The 24358-nt window shown below is 62.7% G+C and carries 23 protein-coding genes, 1 rRNA gene and 2 pseudogenes; 15 read left to right on the forward strand and 11 right to left on the reverse strand.

Annotation, left to right across the window (positions count from 1 at the left end; translation table 11 throughout):
• Window positions 1–114, forward strand: a 5S ribosomal RNA gene (rrf, locus tag AB4Y40_RS39020).
• A gap of 228 nt (window positions 115–342) precedes the next feature.
• Here rrf and AB4Y40_RS39025 read toward each other — a convergent pair.
• The 3 genes from AB4Y40_RS39025 to AB4Y40_RS39035 form a co-directional block, all read right to left on the reverse strand.
• Entirely contained in the window at window positions 343–1185 is an 843-nt protein-coding gene (locus AB4Y40_RS39025) for a GGDEF domain-containing protein (RefSeq protein WP_368692396.1), read from the reverse strand.
• Between the two features lie 3 nt (window positions 1186–1188).
• The gene (locus tag AB4Y40_RS39030; RefSeq protein ID WP_368692397.1) at window positions 1189–1338 is read right to left on the reverse strand and encodes a hypothetical protein; all 150 of its coding nucleotides are present in this window, start codon (window positions 1336–1338) and stop codon (window positions 1189–1191) included.
• Window positions 1339–1431: 93 nt separating this feature from the next.
• Window positions 1432–1989: a hypothetical protein gene (locus AB4Y40_RS39035; RefSeq protein ID WP_368692398.1), complete on the reverse strand. Its 558-nt coding sequence runs from the start codon at window positions 1987–1989 to the stop codon at window positions 1432–1434.
• 413 nt (window positions 1990–2402) lie between these two features.
• Here AB4Y40_RS39035 and AB4Y40_RS39040 point away from each other — a divergent pair, with 413 nt between their 5' ends.
• A complete protein-coding gene (locus tag AB4Y40_RS39040; RefSeq protein WP_368692455.1) occupies window positions 2403–2609 on the forward strand; it encodes a transporter substrate-binding domain-containing protein in 207 nt (68 codons plus the stop codon).
• A gap of 100 nt (window positions 2610–2709) precedes the next feature.
• Here AB4Y40_RS39040 and fdxA read toward each other — a convergent pair whose 3' ends face one another.
• Both fdxA and AB4Y40_RS39050 read right to left on the reverse strand, forming a co-directional pair.
• The gene (gene fdxA, locus AB4Y40_RS39045; protein ID WP_368692399.1) at window positions 2710–3048 is read right to left on the reverse strand and encodes a ferredoxin FdxA; all 339 of its coding nucleotides are present in this window, start codon (window positions 3046–3048) and stop codon (window positions 2710–2712) included.
• 31 nt (window positions 3049–3079) lie between these two features.
• Window positions 3080–4486: a KamA family radical SAM protein gene (locus AB4Y40_RS39050; protein ID WP_368692400.1), complete on the reverse strand. Its 1407-nt coding sequence runs from the start codon at window positions 4484–4486 to the stop codon at window positions 3080–3082.
• Between the two features lie 281 nt (window positions 4487–4767).
• Here AB4Y40_RS39050 and AB4Y40_RS39055 point away from each other — a divergent pair, with 281 nt between their 5' ends.
• The gene (locus AB4Y40_RS39055) at window positions 4768–5652 is read left to right on the forward strand and encodes a LysR family transcriptional regulator (protein ID WP_368692401.1); all 885 of its coding nucleotides are present in this window, start codon (window positions 4768–4770) and stop codon (window positions 5650–5652) included.
• Between the two features lie 33 nt (window positions 5653–5685).
• Here the strand turns inward: AB4Y40_RS39055 and AB4Y40_RS39060 are convergent.
• A pseudogene (locus tag AB4Y40_RS39060) lies at window positions 5686–5997 on the reverse strand (cytosine permease); the annotation flags it as partial.
• 45 nt (window positions 5998–6042) lie between these two features.
• Here AB4Y40_RS39060 and AB4Y40_RS39065 point away from each other — a divergent pair.
• The 8 genes from AB4Y40_RS39065 to AB4Y40_RS39100 all read left to right on the forward strand — a co-directional run bounded on the left by AB4Y40_RS39065 (window position 6043) and on the right by AB4Y40_RS39100 (window position 13122).
• The gene (locus tag AB4Y40_RS39065) at window positions 6043–7788 is read left to right on the forward strand and encodes a recombinase family protein (protein WP_368692402.1); all 1746 of its coding nucleotides are present in this window, start codon (window positions 6043–6045) and stop codon (window positions 7786–7788) included.
• Window positions 7785–8309 carry a helix-turn-helix transcriptional regulator gene (locus tag AB4Y40_RS39070; RefSeq protein ID WP_368692403.1) on the forward strand — a complete coding sequence of 175 codons (525 nt, stop codon included), beginning with the start codon at window positions 7785–7787 and terminating at the stop codon, window positions 8307–8309. The genes AB4Y40_RS39065 and AB4Y40_RS39070 overlap by 4 nt, the downstream gene beginning before the upstream one ends.
• A gap of 121 nt (window positions 8310–8430) precedes the next feature.
• Window positions 8431–9780, forward strand: coding sequence for a hypothetical protein (locus tag AB4Y40_RS39075; protein ID WP_368692404.1), 1350 nt, complete (start codon window positions 8431–8433; stop codon window positions 9778–9780).
• A 9-nt stretch (window positions 9781–9789) separates the two neighbouring features.
• Window positions 9790–10167: a hypothetical protein gene (locus tag AB4Y40_RS39080; protein ID WP_368692405.1), complete on the forward strand. Its 378-nt coding sequence runs from the start codon at window positions 9790–9792 to the stop codon at window positions 10165–10167.
• A gap of 79 nt (window positions 10168–10246) precedes the next feature.
• Window positions 10247–10552, forward strand: a complete 306-nt coding sequence (locus tag AB4Y40_RS39085; protein ID WP_368692406.1) for a hypothetical protein — start codon at window positions 10247–10249, stop codon at window positions 10550–10552.
• Complete coding sequence (locus AB4Y40_RS39090; RefSeq protein WP_368692407.1) at window positions 10527–11210, forward strand: HK97 family phage prohead protease; 684 nt, start codon at window positions 10527–10529, stop codon at window positions 11208–11210. The genes AB4Y40_RS39085 and AB4Y40_RS39090 overlap by 26 nt, the downstream gene beginning before the upstream one ends.
• Window positions 11211–11218: 8 nt before the next feature.
• Window positions 11219–12379, forward strand: a complete 1161-nt coding sequence (locus tag AB4Y40_RS39095) for a phage major capsid protein (protein ID WP_368692408.1) — start codon at window positions 11219–11221, stop codon at window positions 12377–12379.
• Between the two features lie 170 nt (window positions 12380–12549).
• Window positions 12550–13122 (forward strand): phage terminase small subunit P27 family, encoded by a 573-nt coding sequence (locus AB4Y40_RS39100; RefSeq protein ID WP_368692409.1) that lies wholly within the window; start codon window positions 12550–12552, stop codon window positions 13120–13122.
• Window positions 13123–13617: 495 nt separating this feature from the next.
• Here AB4Y40_RS39100 and AB4Y40_RS39105 read toward each other — a convergent pair.
• The 4 genes and pseudogenes from AB4Y40_RS39105 to AB4Y40_RS39120 form a co-directional block, all read right to left on the reverse strand.
• Window positions 13618–14742: pseudogene (locus tag AB4Y40_RS39105) on the reverse strand (cytosine permease); the annotation flags it as partial.
• A gap of 128 nt (window positions 14743–14870) precedes the next feature.
• Window positions 14871–16487, reverse strand: a complete 1617-nt coding sequence (locus tag AB4Y40_RS39110; RefSeq protein ID WP_368692410.1) for a phospholipase D family protein — start codon at window positions 16485–16487, stop codon at window positions 14871–14873.
• Between the two features lie 166 nt (window positions 16488–16653).
• On the reverse strand, window positions 16654–16959 hold the full coding sequence (locus AB4Y40_RS39115) for a hypothetical protein (protein ID WP_368692411.1): 306 nt from the start codon (window positions 16957–16959) through the stop codon (window positions 16654–16656).
• Between the two features lie 253 nt (window positions 16960–17212).
• Complete coding sequence (locus AB4Y40_RS39120) at window positions 17213–18076, reverse strand: LysR substrate-binding domain-containing protein (protein ID WP_368692412.1); 864 nt, start codon at window positions 18074–18076, stop codon at window positions 17213–17215.
• Between the two features lie 154 nt (window positions 18077–18230).
• Between AB4Y40_RS39120 and AB4Y40_RS39125 the strand changes: the two genes are divergently transcribed.
• The 3 genes from AB4Y40_RS39125 to AB4Y40_RS39135 all read left to right on the forward strand — a co-directional run bounded on the left by AB4Y40_RS39125 (window position 18231) and on the right by AB4Y40_RS39135 (window position 21756).
• Window positions 18231–19868, forward strand: coding sequence for a gamma-glutamyltransferase family protein (locus AB4Y40_RS39125; RefSeq protein WP_368692413.1), 1638 nt, complete (start codon window positions 18231–18233; stop codon window positions 19866–19868).
• Between the two features lie 100 nt (window positions 19869–19968).
• Entirely contained in the window at window positions 19969–21297 is a 1329-nt protein-coding gene (locus AB4Y40_RS39130) for an MFS transporter (RefSeq protein ID WP_368692414.1), read from the forward strand.
• A gap of 108 nt (window positions 21298–21405) precedes the next feature.
• A complete protein-coding gene (locus AB4Y40_RS39135; RefSeq protein WP_368692415.1) occupies window positions 21406–21756 on the forward strand; it encodes a hypothetical protein in 351 nt (116 codons plus the stop codon).
• Window positions 21757–21801: 45 nt separating this feature from the next.
• On the opposite strand, the gene AB4Y40_RS39140 is transcribed toward AB4Y40_RS39135, so the two are convergent.
• Window positions 21802–22761 (reverse strand): D-2-hydroxyacid dehydrogenase, encoded by a 960-nt coding sequence (locus AB4Y40_RS39140; protein ID WP_368692416.1) that lies wholly within the window; start codon window positions 22759–22761, stop codon window positions 21802–21804.
• 398 nt (window positions 22762–23159) lie between these two features.
• On the opposite strand from AB4Y40_RS39140, the gene AB4Y40_RS39145 reads away from it, so the two are divergent.
• Window positions 23160–24350 (forward strand): CaiB/BaiF CoA transferase family protein, encoded by a 1191-nt coding sequence (locus AB4Y40_RS39145; protein ID WP_368692417.1) that lies wholly within the window; start codon window positions 23160–23162, stop codon window positions 24348–24350.
• Window positions 24351–24358: the final 8 nt, after the last annotated feature.

Here is a 24358-nt window from a genome sequence, read left to right on the forward strand (position 1 = left end):
CCTGATGACCATAGCGAGCTGGTCCCACCCCTTCCCATCCCGAACAGGACCGTGAAACAGCTCCACGCCGATGATAGTGCGGATTGCCCGTGTGAAAGTAGGTAATCGTCAGGCTCCTTATGCAGTAACGTCCAGAACCCCGGTGGCTCCGAAAGAGCACCGGGGTTCTGGCGTTTGGGCGTCGCGAATCCTGGTTTTACGCGCGACCGAAGACGGCCGAAATCCTGGTTTCGAAGCTTCGTGAGAGTGTTGCCACGGCTATCGGAGCGGACCAGCCGATCGGCTGACCGTCCTTTGTTTCGGGGTGAGAGGAGAAAATTCGCCGACTGCGCTATTTGCGATTCACTTGCTATCTCCGCCTGTCGCACGTAGCTGGCTTGCAGAACCTGATGGCGCGCGCGATTTCGTTTCCGTGGATCCGGCGGGAGCCGACGTGGAGACGTGGACACGGTTACGTCCCGCGCTCTTGGCCGCATAAAGCGCCGCATCGGCGCGCTCGTGGGCTGGCACAAGGTTATCTTCGCCGTCGTGATAGGACGCGATGCCAATGCTCACGGTTTGCGAAATGGTTTGTCCAGCCTCCACGACGATCGGCGTATTCTGGATGCAAACGCGAATTCGTTCGGCGACCGTTTGAGCCTGCTCTGCTGTCGTGTCGGGCAGGATGGCGGCGAATTCCTCGCCGCCGACGCGAGCCGCCAAATCCTCCGCGCGCAGCGCACCTTTGAGGACACGCGCCACGGCAGTCAGAACGTAATCCCCAGTTGCGTGACCGTACGTGTCGTTCACGCGCTTGAAGTAGTCCAGATCCAGTGCCAGCACCGATAGCGGCCTGTGCTGTTCCCGTGCATGGGCAACCGCCTGTGCAGCGGTCCTCGCAAAACTGCGGCGGTTCGCGAGTCCTGTGAGCGAGTCCACTTCGGCTTCGGTGCGTAGCTGAGTGAGTTGCTGCTGCTGGTGACTAACGTCGACGAGTGTGAGCAGCAGTGCATCGGATTCATCGGCTCGCACGCCAAGGGGGAGTCGCGTGCTGTGCAGCAGCATATGCCGGGGTCCGTCGCGCGTGAGCATCGCGACCGCCTCATTCTGACTAACCGTCTGTGTCTCAGCCCATGCTGTGGGGTCCACAAACAGTCGTGCAAACGGTTGTCCCTTGCCGACGACCGCACCGAATGCATCCAGCATGGCTTAATTGGCAACCAGAACCTTACCGGTGTCGGCTGCTACCACGACGACGGGCGTGGGCATGCTCTTCACAATGGATGCAATCAGGAAGAGGTGACGCTCACGGCGCACGAGCAGCACGGCGCTCGCCAGCAAGACCAGGACCGTGGCCATACCAGCGAGGTTGAAGTACAAACTTTGGCGGACGCTCGTGCGGTATTCATTGACCGCAAGGCGGACATCAAGTGTCCAGTAGGTTCCGATGGTTCAGAGAGGAATCCTGCGCGTGGCCACCAACTCCTGTGCGCCGTCCAGACGCGAGCGCAGATAGCGGGTCGTTGGTGTGGGGCCGGTCGTCGCCGCGCCGTCGATCAACTTCTGTCCTGGCGGCATCGTGTGGTCGGCCGGGTAGCGTGCGACGACGCGGTCTGCACCGTCGCGCAACAGGACGAAAGTTCCTGCCGGCAAATCCATGCCTGCGAGCGGTTGCTGTTCGACGTTGATCACCTGGACGATTACCGCGTCGAGTTCGCCTGCCCGGCTACGATGGCCCTTTGCGAATATGACCACCTCCTCTTGTCCCCGCGCAGCAGGTTCAGTGACCGCGGCGGATGGGGCATTCCGCACACGCGCCAACAGGGAGTCAAGGCCAGGCACCTCGTTGTCGACACTCGCACGCGACCCGGCGAGTAGCCGGCCGTCTGGCGCGAAGACAGCAATGAATACATCACCGAGCGCGGGACGCATGGCCAGTGCCAGTTGCGCGAGCTGGACGTCGGTGAGCGTCCGGCTACCCAGCATGCTCTCAATCTGGGCCACAGACACGCTCACGTCCTGAAAGCGGTCCTGGATGCGTGTTGCGATTAGAGAGGCTTGGGCGTTCAGCCGCTGCGCGGCGAGGGCATCCGCGTCCCTGAGGTCGTGCCACGACCGCCACGAATTAATTAAGATATCCAGGGTACTTCCTGATCGGGTTCTTGCCGGAGAGTATGAAGTTTCCTAACGAACCCCAGTCGCCATTTGGGATTTGTTTCGGTTGAAACGACGGCGCGCCTTCCAAATTAGTCGGCTGGACGTGTTCGTTCTATCGGACCAAGGTCCGATACGTATCCAAAGAGCAGGCGGTTCCGCAGGGGCTAGCGTATGCAGCGAAACAACCTGCTCGAGAATCCTTGTCGTTGACGGGTCCAGCTTACGAGCGGAACTTCGCCCTTGACCATGACTGGCCGCACGCGGGAGTGGAGCCGACGCTTCAATACTGCACTGCCAGGCCTGGCACCGGTGAACTCGCCGTCGTCGGGCCGATCTTCCGGCCGGAGCGAATTGGCATTGCCGTAGCCAACGGCAGTCCACTGCGCAAGACGATCAACGAGACGCTACTCGCCATGTACGAGGATGGAACCTACGAGCGAACATATGGCAAGTGGTTTTCGCCAGGGAAGTGAGAGCCGGCGTACTGCTAACGGGAACTGCGGTCATAGGCTCCTGACCATCGAACGGAAGAGTTGGCGACCGTGCAGGAATCGGTCGCCATCTCCAGCCCCGCTAACTCATGACGCGTTCCCTCGCGAGATGCTGCAACTTGGGGCGAACATCCCTCCAGTCCTCCGCATCCGGCAGCGCGGGTTGTTTGGCGGTGATCGCAGGCCACTGCTTGGCCAATGCGATATTGAGGTCGACAAACTGGCGCTGGCTGTCGTCGATCTCGTCGGCCGATACGATGGCATCAATCGGGCACTCCGGCGCGCAAACGCCACAATCAATGCACTCGTCAGGGTCGATCACGAGAAAGTTCGGACCCTCGCGGAAGCAATCGGTCGGGCATACTTCGACGCAATCGGTGTATCTGCATCGGATGCAGGCTTCCGTTACCACGTAGGCCATGGGATCTCCTGGAAACGTATGTGAAAGACATTCATGCTTCGGCCGCGACGGCGCGCTGGCTCTCGTCTGAAGATCCCGGGATATAGCGTCCGGAATGCCGCGCGACCAGTTGCAGTGTCTTGCGCGGCGCGTCGTGGTCGTTTTCGAAGAAGAACTTCGTTTCGCCGAAAGCGGGTACGAGATCGTCAAGCCAGGTTGCCGTGGGATCGAACCGGGCGTAGAAGGGACGACGCACCCAGTCAGGATTGCGTGCCTGCAGGAACTGCAGGGCAAACACCTTTTCGCCACCGATCGTGACAATTCCGTCTACGACGACCTTGCCGGGGAAGGCGCTCATCGAGGGGCCGCGAACCGTGCGCGCCAGACCCGATACCGACTGATATGCGGCCTGGAAAACTTCGTAGGCTCGCGCCAGTGGCAACTGGAAATAGTGGCTGGGTCCGGTATCCCGCTCGACAAACATGTAGTAGGGAATAGCGCCCAGACGAACGCCTGTCGTCCACAACTCAGCCCAGCCTTTTGGATCTTCGTTGATGTGACGGATGAGCGGCGCCTGCATGCGCAGCGTGGCGCCCGATGAAACGATCCGTTTGACCGCGCGCTGCGCAATGGGAGTCCGCAACTCGGCCGGATGATTGTAGTGGCCCATGATCGCGAGATTCTTGCCCGACGCAACGACCTTTTCGAACAGGCGCAACAGATCGTCGGAGTCCTTGTCGGTCACGAATCGCTGAGGCCAGTAGGCGACAGATTTGGTGCCGATGCGAATGTTCTGGATATGCGAAAGCTCCGGCACAAGCAGCGGCTCGATATAGCCGGCGAGCGAACGCGTGTTCATGATGAGCGGGTCGCCGCCGGTGATCAGAACATCGGTGACCTCGGGATGCAGCTTGAGATAGGCGACGAGTTCGTTCGACTCCCTGGCGTCGAACTTGAGATCGTCCATGCCGACAAATTGCGGCCAGCGGAAACAGAAGGTGCAGTATGCATGACATGTCTGGCCTGCGCTCGGGAAGAAGAGCACCGTCTCCTTGTACTTGTGCTGCAGTCCACGCACCGGCTGCCCGTCTATGAAGGGGACGTTATGCGTCAACTGGCCGGCTGGATGCGGGTTCATGGACAAGCGGATCTGGCGCACCGATTCTTCGATAGCTGCCTCGTTCTTCTTGACCAATACCAGGTCTCTCAAGTTTGCATAGTCGGAAGGCGAAAGCATGTCCTCATGGGGAAACGTGAGCCGATAGATGGGATCGTCCGGAACATTGGTCCAGTCGATCAATTCATCCATGACGTACTGATTCGTGCGAAACGGCATGACACGGGAGACCACCTGTACAGCTTCCCGGAGCGCTTCAGGAAGCGTCTGCCATTGCGGAGCCTGGCTGATCGTCTGCCGGGTATAAGGTTTGAACTTTGCAGGAAGAGAATCGGAGGCCATGGATCGTTCCTTCAGTGGTAGGATGTATTGATACGGAATACTGAATGACATTCGAGGAATGCCGGAATCTGGTGATCCGCGCGGTCGTAATGCGTCCGCCATACGCGGGAGCGATTTTCACTTCCGGGTTGACGCGGCGATCCTGCGGGAATCCACAGGTAGCGGCGATAACCAGGGGAGCACATGGAGACATTGTTGCTACGTGGTTCGCGCCATGCAAACGATATAAACTCGCAACGTTGTGCGTTTGAGGAAGGAACGTGAGAAGAAAGATTCCGGGTATGGAAGCGCTGATCGCATTCGAGGCGGCGGCGAGGCACCTGAGCTTTACCCGTAGTGCAGACGAATTGGCGCTGACCCAAAGCGCAGTGGGGCGGCAGGTGGCGGCGCTCGAGGAGTATTTGGGCGTGCCGCTTTTCAATCGCGTCAAGAAACGGCTGAGCCTGACCGAGATTGGCGAAATCTACGCCCGGCAGGTGCGTGACAACCTTGCAAGGATGGAGCGCGACACGCTGGCCGCCATGGCGCACCGTGAGGCCGGCGGCATCCTTGAACTCGCAGTGATTCCGACATTCGCCACGCGCTGGCTGATTCCGCGTCTCCCGCTCTTCTATGCAGAGCACAAGCACGTGACGGTGAATCTGGCGACCCGGGCAGAGCCGTTCCTCTTCACCGATACCCTGTTCGACGCGGCCATTCACTTTGGCGACCCTGTCTGGCCTGGCTCGATTGCCAGGTACCTTTTCGGGGAGGAGATGACGCCTGTATGCAGTCCGCAGCTGCTAAAGGGAAGGGTGTCGCTGGAACCCCGTGAAGTGTCGGAGTTCACGCTGCTGCATCAGTCGGCGCGGCCGGACGCGTGGCGGCATTGGTTCGCACAGGCCGGCATTCACGACGCCGATTGCATGCAAGGCCAGCGTTACGAACTGTTTTCGATGCTGGTGGAAGCGGCGCGCGCAGGGCTGGGAATCGCGCTCGTGCCGCGCTTCTTTGTTTCGCACGAGCTAGCCATTGGCGAATTGCTCCTGCCTTGCAAGCTTTCGCTAACCAGCGACAAGGGATACTACCTGGTTTATCCCGAGCAAAAGCAGCATTCGCCTCAACTGCAGGGATTCGAGGCATGGCTCCTCGCCGAGGCGAGCAGATACGTCCAACTCGGTTCGTAATCCGGGCTTCGGCGGCGCGCTGCGCCGCACGGGTCAATCCTGCTCGACCGGCAGGATCAGACGTTCCGGAATGACCGGCGGCGTGAGGCGCATGGCGGCGTAGTAGAGCACGCCAGGCACGATCAGGCCGAGAATCCACGAGATGTCCGTGCCGCCGAGTGCGTCGACGAAGGGGCCCGTATAGAAGCTCGTCGAGATGAACGGCATCTGCACCAGCACGCCGAGCACGTAGATGCCGATCGCCTTGGCGTTCCAGCGGCCGTAGCGGCCATCGGGGTTCGAGAGCGCCGGCACGTCGTAGCGCGAGCGCGTGAAGCAGTAGAAGTCCACCAGGTTGCTGGCACTTCGCGAATATAATGAAGTTTTTCCCCGTTGAAGCAGGGCCAGACCATGAGCGCCAAACCCAAAGCCGCGAGCGTGCCGCGCCACGCCGCGCGTTGCTACTCCTACATCCGATTCAGCACGCCTGCCCAGGCCGAAGGCTCCAGCCTTGCACGGCAGTTGCGATACGCGAGCGACTACGCGAAAAAGCACGGGCTTGTGCTCGATGAATCGCTCCGAATGTTCGATGCGGGCAAGTCGGCCTTTCATGGTCGGCACGTCAAGCAGGGCGGTGCGCTTCACGAATTCCTGAAGCGCATTGAGGCGGGCATGGTTGAGCCTGGCAGTGTGCTTGTGCTCGAATCCTGGGACCGCTTCTCGCGTCAGACACCGATGGCGGCTTTCCGCCTGCTCTCGGAGATCATCGAAGCGGGCATATCGGTTGTGACTGCAACGAATGGCAAGCGATGGGACAAGGAGAGCATGACGAAAGATGAATGGTCACTGCTCGAAGTGATTGTCGACATGAGCCGCGCACACAAGGAAAGCTCGCGCAAGTCCGAACTCATCAAGGGGGCCATCCGCGAAAAGTGCGAAGGCTGGCTCAAGGGTGAATACAAGGGCAAGGTTGGCGGTGTGCAGACCGATCCGAACTGGGTCAAGTGGGACGATGACGCGCAACGCTTTGTGCTCGATGAAGAGCGCGCCGAACCCATGCGCCGCATGATCCACTACTACATGGCCGGGTATGGCTCGATCAGGATCACCGAAGCACTGGCCGAAGAAGGGCTCGCGATCAGCGAGAAGTATCCAACATCGCGCGTGCGGCAGATCATCACTTCGCCTGCGCTCAAGGGCGTGAAAACGATAAACGTTGATGGCGCAACATTCTCGCTCGAAGGCTACTATCCCGCGCTACTGAGCGCCGACAGATACGATGAGCTTCAGCTAGTCGTGAGCAAGCGCAGTTTCCGCCAAGGCCTCAAGGGTGAAGTGCCGGGCATCATCACAGGCCAGAAGATCACCTACTGCGGATACTGCGGCACGCTGATGGCCGGACAGAACATCAAGGCAAGCGCGCCACGCGCGAAGCCGCGTGCGGACGGACTGCCGAACCAGAGACGCCTGCGCTGCTATCGCTACTACTTTTTCGGTGAGCGTTGCCCTGGCGGCGATAGCTGCATGGTTGCGCCGATCGAGCATGCCATCCTTGAATACTGCTCGGATCAGTTCAACCTGAGTGCGCTGCTCGAAGGCAATGATGAGCCCGATCCCCTCATGAAGTCGCTCGCGGCGGCACGCAAGCGCGTTGCGGCCACCGAAGCCAAGCTCGCGAAGATCACGCGCGCATTGCTGGCCGATGAAGGCGATGCACCGCAGACATTCGTGAAGCTCACGCGCGAGCTTGAGAGCGAGAAGCGCGGGCATGAGCAGGAAGTGCAACGGCTGGAGCGCGAGGTCGGTGTGCAAACCCGCGTGCGGCCATCAACGGCAAAGGAGTGGAAGCGGATCAAGAGCAGTGCGCTCGCATTGCACTTCGCAGGTCGGATGACCGCGCGACGGCTCTTCAGCGAAGCATTCGAACGCGTTGAGATTTTCATGCACAACTTCAACGGCGCGCTTGTGGGATACAAGGGCGATACAAGCGGCATGATTGCGTTGCACTTGCTTTCGAAGCGCGGGGTATCGCGGCTCCTGCTGATCGATCGTCTGAGCGGAGCGCTTGTCCAGGGCTTCGATGTGAACCGCGCGAAGCTCGAAAAATTGCGCGTGCCACTGGCAGAGCACGCGGCAAAACAGCGAGCCGCCGCGTGAGCGATCACGACACTTGCACGACGAATGCCCCTCGCCGAATGCCCCTCACGGGGCATTTTTTTCGTCCGTCGCACGCCGTTGCCCTGCCGTTTTCATTTTTATGCACCGAAAAATTTGAACCCGTCGCGTGCAGGCAAAGCCCGGAATATCAACGGTTGCATAGCGGTTTGCCCCTCTCGTTTTTGCGCCTCAACGATAAGTGCATCGGTCGGGCATTGTGCGGCGCTCTTGCGTTGCTCAAGAGAGCGCCTAGACTTGCCGATGTTTGCTGGAGCTTTCTGAGGAGGACGGCGATGCCCAACCACGATCAAATCTTTCTCGATGCCAAGGAGCGCTTGCTTCGCCTTCGCGAAGTGCGCGCACGCACGGGACTCAGCACAACCACAATTTATGTGCGCATGAAGCAGGGTGAATTCCCGCGCTCGGTGGATATCGGTGGCACGCGCGTCGCGTGGCGAGAAACGCAGGTCGACGCCTGGATTCAAGCGCGAATTGATGCTTCGGCAGAAACCGAAGCTTGAGGAGAAACATCATGAAGGCAAAGAAGGGCCCGCGCGAAGCGGGCACCGAGAACATCAACGACGAAAGGCTTGACAAGCCTACGGCAGACAGGACCGCTGCGCAAGCAATCGGAGAATTATCGTGAGCGCCGGTCGCCCCGTAAGCGCGGACAACCCGAGCGCGCGCCGCGCCGCCGAACTCGCGCTCGACGCCTGGCCGTTCCCCGATAGCAGGCAGGCAGTGGCGCGCGTGCTCGTGGCCTACATCAAGGATGACGGCTGCATGGTCTGGCCGTCTGCCCTGCGCCTCGCGCACCGCGCAGGCGTGAGCGAGGACACCGTGCAACGTGCGCTCGCTGAGTTCGACCGCAAAGGGCTCACCGTGCGCATGCGCGACTTCGAGTTTCCCGCGAACGATCCCGATGACGATGGCAAGCCGCGACGCCGCATCGCCCGCCGCGTGGACATGCACCGGCTTCACGACATCTATCCCGAGAATATCGGCTGGAATGCGTTTCTCGAACGCGGTCGTGCAAAGCAGCAAAAGCGTGACCGCAAGCGGCGGTTCACCGCATCACGCGGCAATCCACCGGACGCGTCGATTACCGCACCGGGCGGTAATCCATCGCACGCGCAAGGCTTGCCGGAAGCCTTCGGATTACCGCAGACGGATGGTCGGGTTACCGCAAATGGCGCGCCGGATTACCGCACGGGTGCGCCGGATTACTGCACGGAGGGTGACGGGTTACCGCATGAAACCCATCGGATTGCCGCACCATGCAGTACGAGCGTTTTAGAGCGTTTACCGGAGCGTATAGAGCAGCGTTCGGGTGAGCGAGAAAGAGCGGCCCTCATCGCCGGTCGCGCTAGCGCGCGCCGCGATGTTTATGGATTGATAGCCCGCTTGGCCGAAGAGTCACCGCAAGTGCGCGAGCGGGTAGCGGCGCTTGCTTTGCCGTTTGTCGAAGCTTTTGGCGTTCCCCCAAAGCCGTTGATGATAAGTCGCATGCTTAACCGGCTTCAGTTGATGGCCGCCGAACGATGCCAACCTTCATTGATGATCAAGGCGGTAGAGATCGCCAAGCCGAAGCTCGACGGAACGTACGCATGCCCGTGGGTTTTGATTGAGCGAACGCTCACAGAACTCATCGCTGAACTCAACGCGAAGCGGCACGACGGCGTTAGCGTCGATGCGATGATGAGCGCGTATCAAGCGCTCTGCCGCGATGGGTTGTGCAGTCCGATGGACAACCAGAATGACCGCAGGAAGATGCGCACTGCGCTTGCAGCCTTGATCGAGCGTGGCGCAACGGAGGAAACCATGCGCGATGCGGTGCCGCTCGCGAAAGCGACGCTACGCGTTGGGCAGAATCCACGCGGGCCGACGCTCGTTCGCGCAATGCGCACGATCATGGAGAAGAGCGGCGAGCCTTTTTTTAGCAAGCCCGTCCACGCGGCATTCGTGGCACCGGGCAACGAGACAAGGCACTAGGAGGCGGCCATGATGACAAGCATTCCCAATGAACCGCCTGCGCTGCGCTTTGCGTGCTCGCTTCTCGTTTTCGTGCAGGAGCATCACGGAGCGGTGCCATACGCTGGCGATGCGAGCGGTGTGCGCGACTATGTGGCCGGATGCTTCGGCAATCTGAGCGCGTTGATGAACGATGCCCGTGCGCTGGAGCGCTTCGGGCTCTTCACGCTGGAGCTTTGCCAAGCGCATAGCAGTCTCACGGCGGCACAGGGCAGGCATGAACGGCGCACGAAAGCCGGTCGGCGGCGCGCAGCCTGTGCAGGCTTGCGCATGCTTGTGGGCATGCTCGATGGTTTCGAACTCGCAAGCACCGAAACGGCAACCACGGCGGCGCACGCGATCAACTGACTTGCCACGCGGGCCGTGAAGCGCTAATTTTCGCTGCATGCGCACCAGGTTTCATGATGGTTTGTCATTGGAGCGAGCGATGAATGAAGCGGCGCAGTTTTACGGCAACGCACTGCGAACGAGTGGCGAAGTGATCGAATTTGTGTGCACCGCGCTCGATGAAGAAACGGCTGAAATTGTTGCCGCTGCGGTTGAGGACGGCTTTCGGCTCGCAGTGCTTAGTGATCCAACCGGGCTGATTGTCATGCTGATCGATCAGCGATCAGGGGAATTCGGCCCGCTCATCGCGAGCGTGAATGGTCGCACGGGCCGCGAAACCATCTATGGCCTGCGCCGCCCGCGCGCACAGGAGGAACGCCATGAGCGAGAACCGGTTTGCCGATGATGGCCTTTCGCATGGTGCACTCATCGGCAACAACATCGAAGTCAAGTTTGATGCCGCGAAGAGCGGCGCATTCACTGGCTACGCATCCGTCTTTGACAACGTCGATAGCTGGGGCGATGTGGTGCGCCGTGGCGCGTTTGCCGAATCCATCGCATCACGCAGGCAGGTGCCGCTCCTGTTCAATCACTGGATGGACAACCTGCTGGGCAAGGCCGTGAATCTCGCCGAAGATGATATCGGCCTGCACTTTGATGGCCGCATGACGGCGGGCGTTCTACTGAGCGATGACACCATGCGGCACATGAAGGCCGGTGCGCTCGATGGCGTGAGCATTGGTTTTCGCGTGCAGCCAGGAGGCGCAAGGCTCGATGGCGAGTTGCGCGAGCTTACGCGCGTGGATGTTGTGGAAATTTCATTGGTGATCGCGCCAGCGAACAAACTCGCGCGCGTAGATCAATCGAGTTTGAAGTCTCTTTCGAGTGTGCGTCAACTTGAGACGGTCCTGCGGGATGCCGGACTGAGCCGCGATGACGCACGCACTTTCATTGCAAGCCTGAAGATGAGCCTGCACTCTGATCCGTGGGAAGCGGAAAACGAAGATGCTCTCCTCGGCGCTTTGCGGCAACCCGCGCGCGTGCGCGTGCCGCATCTCATGTGAGGATCATCATGCCTGTCACCCTTGAAGAAGTGCGCACCGCGCTTGCCGAGCGCGATGCACACATTGAAGCCCTGCTGACGAAAGCGGGCACCGATATCGCGGCACTCAACGGCAAGCTCAACGATCAGGGCACAAGCCTGATCGATCTCGGACAGAAGCTCGCTGGCCTGGGCGAAGGCGGCATCGTGCGCGGCAGTGATGCCCGCTCAATGGCCACGCTCATTCTCAAACACGATGCGCTCACAACGTTCCGTGCTGGCGCACGCACCGTGCGTGCCGATGTGCCAGACCTCGATGTGAAGGCCGCACTGCTCTCGACCATCGCCGATGCGGGCAACGGCTATCCGGTATTGCCGCAACAGGTTTTGCCTGCGCCGCTCAGGCCGCCGCGCCTGTGGGCCGCGCTCGCTTCGACGCCGACTGGTTCGAACGCGCTGCAGGTGATCGACATGAACCCGGAAGGCGGTGCGGCGGCGGCCCCTGAAGGCTCGACCAAGCCTGAGCTTGTCAACAAGCCATCGCCGCGCCTGGTCCCGGTCGATACCATCGCGGTACACAAAACGTTGAGTTGGCAACTGTTTGAGGATGCGCCTGCGCTCGAAGGCTTTCTACAAAGCGAGCTTCGCGAGTCGTGTAACGATGCAATGGACGCCGCGTGCGTGGCCGCGCTCGAAGCCAACTCGATCGAGTACACCCCTGCGGCAGGTGGCACCGTGATCGATGCCGTGCTCAACGTGATCGGCGCAATGTACGGGGCGGGAGGCAATGGCATCGTGGTTGGGCTGAACCCGCTTGACTGGATCGGCATGCTCACCGCGAAAGACTCATCCGGCGCATACCTGGTGAATCCGCTGCAGGGGCTCATCAATGGTGTTGCTGGCGCAACGATCGCACCCACCAACGCCGTGCCAGAAGGCGAGTTTGTTGCGGCGGCGAGTCCGGCAGGCGCATTCGTCGCGCTGCGTAGCGGCTTCAGCTTCGAGTGGAGCCGCGAGCACGCGAGTAACTTCACGTCGAACCTGATCACGTTCCTGATGGAGTTGCGAGCCGCGACCGTTGTGCAGCAGGTGAAGCTGGTCTATTCGGGCTCGCTCCTGCCCGCTGGCACCGGCACTGGCACCGGCACCGGCACGAAGGCTGCGGCACCGAAGCCCGCACCGAAAGTGTAAAGAGTCCGAAGTAAAGACTGCGCGCGCCTGCCGTCTCCCTGCAATGCTGCGGGCGGCAGGCGTGATCCACGGGCGACGGCTCCCGGCAGAAAGCCGTCGTGATGTAACTCCAGGCTCTGGCCGCGCTCTTCTCTCGCAACGGAGCGCGGCGCTTTTTTTGACGAAGGCGCATGGCAGGGGCGGATCAAAACCTTGAACTGTTTTTTTTGAAACACCTTCATGACACTTTTTCTCGCTGCGCGCCGAAATTTTCGAAGGGGATTGCCATGGGAAGGCCACGCAAATCCGTTGCGCTTCACGTTGTGAGCGACACTTTCCGCAAAACCAGGCACGGCACATCGCCACGCGAGCCGCGCAAAGTGCCTGAGCCGCCAGCATGGCTTGATGCCACCGCTCGCACCGAATGGAGGCGCGTGGCGCGCTTGCTCGCGTCCATGGGCGTGATCACACCGCTCGATCGCGGCGCACTGGCCGCACTTTGCATGGCCTTCTCGCGCATGACGCAGGCCGAGCGCGCGCTTGCGCATGCCGCCGCGCACGACAAGGTGAGTGGCGGCCTGGTCGCGCATGCGGTCAACGGCGTTGCGTTTCAATCACCGCTTGTCGGCATTGCCAACCGCGCGGCGGCGCTTTACCTGAAGTGCGCGCGTGAATTTGGTTGCACGCCCGCATCACGCGCGAGCATCGGAATGCCCGATCCGTCGCTACCCGAAAAAGGCGATCGCACCGAAGGGTATTTCTGACACGCAACGCCAGGCGCAAAACGTCGAAGCCGAGCGCACGGCCACAGACATTCGCGTGCGGGCATAGAAACAGGCAGGCAAACTGTTGCATGCGATGCCAAAAGCCACGCCGAGCGGCAGCAATCAATACGCGAAAAAAGAGGAAGTGTCGCGCAATCCGACACATGCACCACGGCTCACGGATATCGGCATCACGCGCGATCAATCATCACAGTGGAAAAAGCTTGCCGAAGTGCCGCGCACGAAACATTCGAAGCGGCCATTGCGGACAAAAGCGAACCCATCACCGCGCAACGAGCGACAGTGCAGGTAGCCGGATGCTCCAGAAGCGGCGGCATGGGGGAAGATTCAACGCTGGCGGCTCTCGCGACCCCTGGCTTGTACAACGAGACCCTGAAGCCGTGCGGCGGCTCACAGGGCCGCTATTCAGGCGAGAGCCGCAAAGCCTTGCTGGACTTGGGTTTGCACGGTGTTACTTTGGTGCACCGCAAGCTTGATCGCGCTCCACGGCGTGAAGAACGCGAGCAGAAACAGGATGAACGCCGTGAATTCCTTGAGAAACGAGTGGCGGCCCGCGAGCGCGACGAGCGTCGAGACGCCCACCATGCCGATGATGTAGACGAAACGGTGGCGCGTGGAGATCGCGCGCTTCGCGCGAAACGCGCTCACGATCGTCGCCATCGACATGAAGCTGCCGTAGGCGTTGAGCGTGGTGACGGTGAGCTTGCCGAAGGCGATGCTGAAGTAGAGCATCGCGGCGACCGCGCCGCTCGCGCCGAGGCTCACGATATACGCCACCTCGTGGTGCGCGAACGCATGGCCCGCGAGCGCGGCCGCAAACACGCCGAACACCATCGCCGCCTGCGCGCCGATCACCGAGCCGAGGCCGACGGCGAGGAACGTGCGCACGGGCGAAGTCGAGTGCGGCAGATAGCGCGAATAGTCGGCGACGTAGGGGCCGAATGCGATCTGCCACGAAGCCGAAAGCGACATGGAAAGCAGGAAGCTCGCGATCGAAAAGTGGCGATTGGCCAGCAGCGCGCCGATATCGTGGTGCGCAAACAGCTGCGCGAACATGAACACGAACGCGAGCACGCCGATCACGCTGGCAATGCGCCCGACGAAGTGAATCGAGCGATAGCCGAGCAGCGTCAGCACGACGATCAGCACGGCGAAAAGGCAGATGCCCGTCGTATCGGAAACGTCGAGCAGCTGCGCCGTGGCCTGGCCGGCGAGCACCGTGCCGCTCGCGGAAAAGCCGACGTACATGATGCAGACGAGCACGATCGGAATGGCCGCGCCGTAGACGCCGAATTGCACGCGGCTGGAGATCATCTGGGGCAGGCCGAGCTGCGGGCCTTGCGCGCCGTGCAGCGCCATGACCGTGCCGCCTATGAGTTGCCCCGTCAACAGCGCGAAGAGCGACCAGAAGACGTCGCCGCCAAGCACGACGGCGAGCGCGCCGGTAATGATCGCGGTGACCTGCAGATTCGCTGAAAGCCAGAGCGTGAACTGGCTGAACAGGCTGCCGTGGCGCTCCGCCTCGGGGATGTAATCGATCGAGCGCGTTTCCAGGATCTTGCGGCCATCGGTTTCGAGGTTGGCGACGGATTCAGGCATGGCCACGGACGGCTCCGAACATTGGGGGGAAATACGGGGCGCCCGCGAGCTGCGGACGATGGGAATGTCCGCATGATGTTGTATAGACAACTTCGGAGAAATTGGGGATAACCCTGTCGATGCGTGGCTTACAAAAGCCACTCAATAGGCAGGATGGAGAAGAACCAGACGCTCAGCCGCTGGTTCCATGTGGTGTTGGGCTCGGTGTCGTAGCGGATGACCGTGTCGTCGGAAAGGCGCGTCCAGTAGAGCTTGCCGTTCTCGTCGAGGTGCGCCTGCCAGGCGAGCTGCGGCACGCGCGTCCAGAACGCTTTTTCGATCTGGATGGCGAGCACGGGGCTGTCGATCACGAGCCCGAGTTCGGTGTTGAGGTTGGCCGAGCGCGGATCGAAATTCACCGAGCCGACGAAGACGCGCTCCGCATCCACGGCGAAGGTCTTGGCGTGCAGGCTCGAGCCCGTGCTGCCGAACGGTCCGCTGCCTGCGCCTTTGCCCGCGGCTTTGTCCGAGCCCTTGCTCGCGCCCGCCGCGCGCCGCAGCTCGAACAGCTCCACGCCGCCTTCGAGCAGCGCCACGCGGCGCCGCGCGTAGCCGGAATGGACGGCGGACACATCGGTGGCTTCGAGCGAGTTCGTCAGCACGCGCACGGTCACGCCCTGGGCGGCGAGCTGGGTGAAGTATTGCGTGCCCACCTCGCCCGGCACGAAGTAAGGCGAGACCAGATCGAGTTCGCGGTGCGGATCGCCGACGATCTCGTGGAGCTGACTGAGGATGAGCGACTCCTTGGGCGCCGTGCCCAGCGCTTTCGCGGGGTCGTCGCTGACCAGTTGCGTCTTCGCCCATTCGAGCGGCAGCGTGCCGTCCAGCAGGCGGCGCACGTCGGTGGTCTTGCGCAGCGCTTCGATGTATTCCGCCGCGGACGGGTCGGTGCGCGCGGCAAGCGCCGCGCGATCGAGCGTGGCGAGTGCGTCGGGCGCCGTGTACGGCAGGATTTGCGACGCGGGGAATGACGACGCGCTGGCCCAGTAGCGGTCGAAGTCGTTTGCGACATCGGTGGCGGCGGGGCCGATCGCGAGCACGTCGAGGTCGGCGAACACGACGCCGTCAGTTGCGCCGAAATATTCGTCGCCGATATTGCGGCCGCCAAGAATGGTCGCCACGCCGTCAGCCGTGAGCGACTTGTTGTGCATGCGCCGGTTCAGCCGCGAGAAGTCGGTGAGAAAGCCGACGGCCTTGGGTTGGCGCGTGACGAACGGATTGAAGAGCCGAACCTCGATGTTGGGATGCCCGTTGAGCGCCGCGAGCGTGGGGTCGAGCGAGGACGGAATGCCGTTGTCGTCGAGCAGCAGGCGCACGCGCACGCCGCGGTCGGCAGCCTCGCGCAGTTCTTCGAGCAACAGCGTGCCGGTGAGATCGTTGCGCCAGATGTAGTACTGGACGTCCAGCGTACGCTGGGCGTTGCGCACGAGCGCCACGCGCGAGGCGAAGGCGTCGAGCGGATTCGCGAGCGGGTCGATGCCGGTGAAGTCGGGATGGGTGGCGAGTTCGGCCGCTACGGCTTTGCCGAGTTGTGTCGATCGCGCTTCGGCTGACGTGAGCGCCGTGGTTTGCGTGCGCTCGCCGAGCGGGGGTAATTGCTGACACGCGGCGAGACCTGTGGCGAGCGCGATTGCGCATAGCGGCAACGCCTTGGCGCACAGTTTTTGCAACCCGTCTGCAGCCAGCGCGATGAGCGATCTTTGCATGGAGCGTTCGCTTTTCCGTGTCGATCCCGCTTCGAGGCGCGAAGCGGGGGGCTTCGCGAGTGAGCGTGCAACGACGTTAGCTTACGCGATTGGCGTGGCGGGCACCACGTCAGGCGTACAAGCCCAGCGCCCTGGGCCCAGGAGCGAACGCGTGGGTGGCGCGAGCTTAGTGCGCGTCGAGCGCGGCTTGCGCGCGGGCGCGGGAGTCTTGCGCCGACTGGTTGCGCTCGGCCCTGGCGTCACGCGCTTCCTGGTTGAAGGTCTGGCGCGCCTCCGCTGTGCGGGCGCGCTGTTGCCGGTTGGCCTCGCGAACTTCCATGCGCTTTTGAACGATCGGGTCGTTATGCGTCACCGTGGTGGCGGGCTGGCCTTGCTGGCTTGCCGGCGCGGGGGTCTGTGCAAACACCTGGCCCGCAAACAGGGCGCTGGCCACGATGGCGACGACGGCAACGGTGCGAGTTCTGACTTTCATGAGTTTCTCTCCGGCAAATAACTTTGGGTTGCTAATTAATTCTCGGGCTCGGGTAAGAGCGGGAGCGGGGCCTGTCGAGCGATCAGAGGCGGGTGGCCTCGTCTGCTCTTGTTTTCTGAGTTTTCATTTTACTTTCGAGTTGAGGCAGGTCAACCCGCGAGAGGCTCTAGCGACATGGCCGTGCGGCCGCGAAGCGCCTATTCATAGGCTATTGAGGAATTTGCACGACAGATGGTCGCAGTTTCGCGTTCTGTCACCGACGCAGCATGTCTGCAATCGTTTGTGTGAGCAGCGTCTGCTTGTGTGCTTTCCGATGAATCATCCCCACCGTGCGGATGAATGACCGCCCGGGGAGCGGCACGAGCCGCAGATGCGGATCGCTCTGCCATTTGCCGCCTTGCAGAACGGGCAACACGCTCACGCCCACATCGTTGCGCACCAGCGAGACGATCGTTTCGATCGAGTTCAGCTCCAGATATTCGAGCGGTTCGATGCCTAGCTCGCGCAACGCGTGGTCGATCACGACGCCCGTCGGCACGCGCCGGTCGAAGCGCAGAAAGCCCCGCTCGCGCAGGATGCGGCGCGCGTCGTCGCCGGGCGTCGCGCGGCTCGTCACGAGCATGAGCGGCTCTTCGTAGAGCGGCGACCACGCGAGCGACTCGTGTAGCGAACCGTCTGCACTGCCAACCACGACGGCGAGGTCCACATCGCCGTCTTCCACCATGCGCGCCAGTTCGTTCGAGCGCGCCGAGGTGAGGCGTACTTCGAGTTCCGGATGGCCCGTTTTCAGATGCGCGACGGCCAGCGAAAGCGCGCCGATCACCGACACCACCGCGCCGATGATGATCGAGCCGCGCATCGTGTCGCCCGCGCTGGCGGGCAGCTCGTCGATCAGCGCAAGAATGTGCTCGACCTTCGCGCAGATCTCGCGGCCTTCGCGCGTGAGCGCGACCTGGCGCGCGCGGCGGTCGAAGATCTGCCGCCCGAGCGCTTCTTCGAGCCCGCGCATCTGCAGGCTCACGGCCGCCTGGGTGAGCGCCGTTTTTTCCGCCGCCGTGGCGAACGACCCGCTGCGCGCGACGGCCTGCAAGGTGCGCAGCATGCGTAGAGTTAGCATGTAAATAAAACTTAAGTGTCGAGAATAAAATATTAATATTTTTTTGACTGATCCTTCAAGATAATCGATAGGTCGATATGAGCCGTGCGCGCCGCAACTGAGTGCGGCCGTGCGCGTGCCGCTGCTTTCGTTCATTACCGGAATCCGGACTTCCATGACGCGCTTCAACTGGCAAAACCCCTATCCGACGCCGCGCCTGCCGGTGTTCGCCCGCAATATCGTTTCGACATCGCATCCGCTTGCCGCGCAGGCCGGGCTGCGCATGCTCTGGAAAGGCGGGAATGCCGTCGACGCCGCCATCGCCGCCGCCGCCGCCATCGCCGTGGTCGAGCCGGTATCGAACGGGCTTGGCAGCGACTGCTTCGCGCTCGTCTGGGACGGCGCGAAGCTGCACGGCCTGAACGCGTCGGGCAATGCGCCGGCCGCGTGGAGCGTCGATTATTTCCGCCGCAAATACGGCGAGGAAAACGGCCTCGCGAAGCAGCCCAAACGCGGCTGGGACACGGTGACCGTGCCCGGCGTGATCGCAGGCTGGGAAGCGCTGCATGCGAAGTTCGGCAAGCTGCCGTTCGCGGACCTGATGGAGCCGGCCATCGAGATCGCGGAGCGCGGCCATGCGGTGGCGACCATCGTCACGCGCAAGTGGCAGGCGGCGATTCCCGAATTGCACAATCAGCCGGGTTTTGCCGACACCTTCATGCCGCGCGGCCGCGCGCCCGAAGTGAGCGAGCGCGTGTGCTTCCCCGGCCATGCCGCCACGCTGCGGCGCCTGGCGGAACGCGGTCCGCGCGATTACTACGAAGGCGAACTCGCCGGGCGCATCGCCGCGTTTGCGCGCGAAGGCGGCGCGGCGCTCACGTTGGACGACCTGCGCAACTATCGCCCGGAATGGGTCGAGCCGATCGGCAAGAATTATCGCGGCTACACGGTGCACGAGATTCCGCCGAACGGGCAGGGCATCGCCGCGCTGATCGCGCTCGGCATACTCGAGCAGTTCGACATGGGCTCGCTCGCGCTCGACAGCCTCGAATCGCAGCATCTGCAGATCGAGGCCATGAAGCTCGCGTTCGCCGACGTCTATCGCTACGTTGCCGATCCGCGTTCGATGGAAGTCACGCCCGAGCAGATGCTCGACGACGCCTATCTGAAAGAGCGCGCGAAGCTGATCGACCCGAAGCGCGCCACGCACTTCGATTTCGGCATGCCGCGCTCGGGCGGCACGATCTATCTCTCCGCCGTGGACGAGCGCGGCATGATGGTGAGCTTCATCCAGTCCAACTACATGGGCTTCGGTTCGGGCGTGGTCGTGCCGGGCACGGGTATCGCGCTGCAGAACCGCGGCTGCGGTTTTTCGATGGACCCGGCGTCACCCAACGTCGTGGCAGGCGGCAAGCGCCCGTTCCACACCATCATTCCGGCGTTCCTCACGCAGCAGGTGGACGGCCGCCAGGAGGCGGTGATGAGCTTCGGAGTGATGGGCGGCGACATGCAGCCGCAAGGGCATCTGCAGTCGGTCGTGCGCATGCTCGACTACGGCCAGCAGCCGCAGGCCGCGTGCGATGCGCCGCGCTGGAAGGTCAACCGCGACTTCACGCTCGATATCGAGTCGACCTTCAATCCGCAGACGGCGCGTGCGCTGCAAGGACTTGGCCACGAGATCAAGGGCATCGACGATCCATACATGGACTTCGGCTCGGGCCAGTTCATCTGGAAGCTCGATCGCAACGATCCCGAGCGCGGTTATGTGGCCGCGAGCGATACGCGCCGCGACGGGCTCGCCGCGGGCTTCTAGGCGGCAAACCGGCAAGCAGTATTGGACGCGAGCGGGAAAACCCCCGCTCGCGGTTCACGACGAACAATGAGTAGACCAAATAAAAACGGAGGAGACTGACATGGAGACCGGTTCATCGGTAACGGGCGCGCCGCTCAGCCGCGGCATGGTGCGCCGCATCGTGTTCTCCTCGTCGATCGGCAATGCGCTGGAGTGGTTCGACTTTCTCGTCTACGGCTACTTCGCGCCGATCATCGCGAAGCAGTTCTTTCCCGTGCACGACGAATGGCTTTCCACGCTGCTGGCGGTCGGCACCTTCGGCATCTCTTTTCTCATGCGTCCGCTCGGCGCAATCGTGCTGGGCGTCTACGGTGACCGCAAGGGGCGCAAGGCCGCGCTTACGCTCGCCATTGCGCTCATGATGGCGGGCACGCTCGCCATGGCGGTCATGCCGCCGTATGCGTCGATCGGCATCGCCGCGCCGCTCCTGATCCTGCTCGCGCGCCTCGTGCAGGGCTTCGCGGTGGGTGGCGAGTTCGGTAGCGCGACAGCGTTCATGGTCGAGCACAGCCCTGCGAAGCGCGGCTACTACGCGAGCTGGCAGTTCGCGAGCCAGGGCGCGGCCGCGATTCTCGCGGCGTCGTTCGGCGGCGTGCTCGCATGGTGGCTGCCGCCCGAGCAGCTGCAGGCGTGGGGCTGGCGCGTGCCGTTCTTCTTCGGGCTCGTGCTCGGGCCCGTGGGCTGGTACATCCGCTCGCATCTGGACGAGACGCCCGAATTCGTCGCGAACCAGCAAGCGCGCAGCGAAGCGGATGCGCGCGCAACGAATGAGCCGGGGCTCGGGCGCCAATGGGTGAACCTGGTGCTCGCGGTGGGCATCGTTGCGCAGTCCACCGTCGGCGTGTACATCCTCCAGCTCTACATGCCGATGTACGCGGTGAAGCAGCTCCACATGGCGGCGGCAACCTCGTTCGGCGTGGTCGTGCTCAACGGCGGCCTGCAGTTCGCGCTTTCGCCGGTGATGGGCGCGCTCTCGGACCGCATCGGCCGCATCCGCATCATGCTGACCACGTCGATCCTGCTCGCGGCGCTCACATATCCCATGTTCGCGCTGCTGCAGCGGCACCCCACGCTCGGCTGGCTGCTCGTGCTCCAGGGCGCGGCGGGCATCTTCAAGGCCGCCTATTCGGGCCCGATGCCCGCGTTGATGTCGGAGATCTTTCCCGTGCGCGTGCGCTCGGCGGGGCTTTCCATCGCGTATAGCCTTGGTGTGACGCTCTTCGGCGGCTTCGCACCGACGATTGCCGAAGTGCTGATTCACGCGACGGGCGATACGCTCGCGCCCGCGTATTACGTCTCGCTTGCCGCCGTGATCTCGGGCGTTTCGCTCGCGATCGTCGGCTGGCGGACGATGCGGCAGGCTTCGATGAGCACCACGCTCGCGAGCTGAAATTCGGAAGTCCGAACTGACCCGATTGTTCTTGCGCCCGCAGAATCGCTCCTTAAAACAGGGCGTGAATGCGGGCGCGGTGTTTTTGCACGACGTGTTCGCGACTTCGTGTGGACCTCGCTGAAGCGTCACGAAAGTGGTGATATAGTCGCCCCCTCACCGCCGTCCGGCGGGGCGAGCATTACGTTTTGTCAGGTTTTGGGAGAGTATATGGCAGTCGAATATCGTGGCTTTCGAGTCACTGTCGATGCGAAAGCAGACGCGACGGACACGCAATGGCTGTGCCGCGCGGTTATGGAAGGTGTCGACGCACAAGTGGAAACGGCCAGGCTGCCTTCCGTGGAGCTTGCCATTCCCAAGCTGAAGATCGATGTGCTGATGGCGCTCAGCGTGGTTGAGCAAACGGCGAAGCAGGCCGTCGACGAATGGTGGCACGCCAGGCAGCCGGAAATGGCCTGATGTTTCAGGCGCGGGCAACCCCGCTGCGGTTGCCGCGCCTCGCGCTCAACGCGCACTAACCAGATTGCGCGGCTTGCCTTCGCAAAACGCCGCAATGTTTTCGACGAGTTGATCCGCAAGCGCCTGCATGGCTTCATCGCTCGCCCACGCAACGTGGGGTGTGAGGATGAAAGCCGGATGCGAGACGACGGCCTGAAACGGATGATCGGCAGGCAACGGTTCCTGCGTCACGACATCGAAACCCGCGCCTGAAATCGCGCCGTTTTGCAGGGCGTCCACCAACGCCGCTTCGTTCACGAGTCCCCCACGTGCCGTGTTGATCAGCAAGGGCCGCCGCTTCATGCGCGCGAATGCCGTGGCGTCGATCAGATCCCGTGTTTCCACGGTGAGTGGACAGTGCAGCGTGATGATGTCGCTGTCTTCGAGCAGCGTTTCGAGCGGCACGTAGCCCGCTTTCGCGTCGTTGCGCGTTTTGCGCGCGGCGAACAGCACGCGCAGGCCCAGCGCGCGTCCCATTTGCGCAACGGCTTGTCCCAGTGCGCCGTCCCCGATGACGCCAAGCGTCGAACCCGCGAGATTGCGGATCGGAAAATCAAAGAAGCAGAACTGTCCCGCTTCGAGCCAGCGGCCCGCGCGCACGGCGTCGCGATACGCGGCCAGGCTGCGGCGCAGCGCGAATATCAATGCGAACGTATGCTCCGGCACGCTGTTGCCGGCGTAGTCACGCACGTTGCTCACGACGATGCCGCGCGCCGCGCAGGCGCGCAGATCGACGTTGTCCGTGCCCGTGGCGGCGACGGCGACCATGCGCAGGCGGGGCGCGGCAGCCAGCGCTTCGGCGCCGATGCGCGCCTTGTTCGTGATGACGATGTCGGCGTTGCGAATGCGCGCGGCGACCTCCTCGGGCGCGGTGCGCTCGAAGGTTTCCAGGGTGTGGTCGAACGGCAGCGGACGAAGCCGCGTCTGGGGCGCGAGCGTCGCGCGATCGAGAAAAACGACGTGCATGATGTCTGGCCTGAGCGAAAGAGGGGCAGTACTTCCATTGTCGCGCACTGGGCGCCGGGCTGGCTTGCTCGATCCGCCAGCTGGGTTTCCGGTGAGGAAATTCGCAGCGACGCGGCGCCATAGGGGCTCGCGCAGCCTTTCCATTTGCTCAAGCCAGATTGAGCAAGCATCGATTATCAAAGGGTGCGGTCCGGTTCATCATGTCTCCCATAGTTAGTCGCAGACAGTCCGAAATAACCCCTTTCATGGGACCAGAGTAAGGAGCTTTGCATGGGATCAGAGTCAGGAGCTTTGCATGGGATCAGAGTAAGCGCTAAAGCGCTAACTCTGATCGACAGCCAAAGCGCTAACTCTGATCGACAGCTTTGCCCCACCTCTGGTCGACAGGAGACACAGCCATGCCACGACCACTCGAAGGTATCCGCGTTCTGGAGCTCGGACAGCTCATCGCGGGTCCGTTTGCTGGGCGCATGCTCGCCGAATTCGGCGCGAGCGTCATCAAGGTGGAGCCGCCCGGCGTGGGCGATCCGTTGCGCAAGTGGCGCCTGCTGCACGACGGCACGTCGGTCTGGTGGGCTGCCCAGTCGCGCAACAAGGACTCCATCACGCTCGATCTGCGCACGCCCGAAGGGCAGGACGTGATTCGCCGTCTCGTCTCGGAAACCGATGTGCTGATCGAAAATTTCCGCCCCGGCACGCTCGAAGGCTGGGGCCTCGGCTGGGACGAGCTCAGCGCGATCAATCCCGGCCTCATCATGCTGCGCGTTTCGGGCTACGGACAGACGGGCCCGTACCGCGACCGACCCGGTTTCGGCGTGGTCGCCGAAGCGATGGGCGGCCTGCGCCACCTGAGCGGGGAGCCCGAGCGCACGCCGGTGCGCGTGGGCATCTCGATCGGCGATTCACTCTCCGCGCTGCATGGCGTGATCGGCATCCTGCTGGCGCTGCGCCACCGCGAGCAGCAGGGCGGACGGGGCCAGGTCGTGGACGTCGCGCTCTACGAGTCGGTCTTCAACATGATGGAAAGCCTGTTGCCCGAGTATTCGGTGTTCGGCGCCGTGCGCCAGCCGGCGGGCAGCAGCCTGCCCGGCATCGCGCCGAGCAACGCCTACCGCTGCAGCGACGGCAAGTACGCGCTGATCGCAGGCAACGGCGACAGCATCTATCGCCGCCTGATGGAGCTGATCGGCCGCGCGGACCTGGGCAACGATCCGGCGCTCGCGCAGAACGACGGACGCGTCGCGCAGGTCGAGCGCATCGACGCTGCGATCGGCGCATGGACCGCGCGACACACGCTCGACCAGGTGCTCGCGGCGCTCAACGAAGCGCGCATTCCGGCGGGCCGCATCTACGACGTCGCGGACATCGCGGCCGATCCGCATTACCACGCCCGCGGGATGATCGTGGACGACACCTTGCCCGACGGCACGGCGGTGCAGGTGCCGGGCGTGGTGCCCAAACTGTGCGGCACGCCCGGCACGATCGAGCGCAGCGCGCCGACGCTCGGCGAGCATACCGACACGGTGCTGGAATCGATAGGCGTGGACGCCGCAACGCGCGAAGCATGGCGCGCGCGCGGCGTGATCTGAACGGAGAA

It is taken from the genome of Paraburkholderia sp. EG287B, assembly GCF_040965595.1.
Classification (GTDB): Bacteria; Pseudomonadota; Gammaproteobacteria; order Burkholderiales; family Burkholderiaceae; genus Paraburkholderia.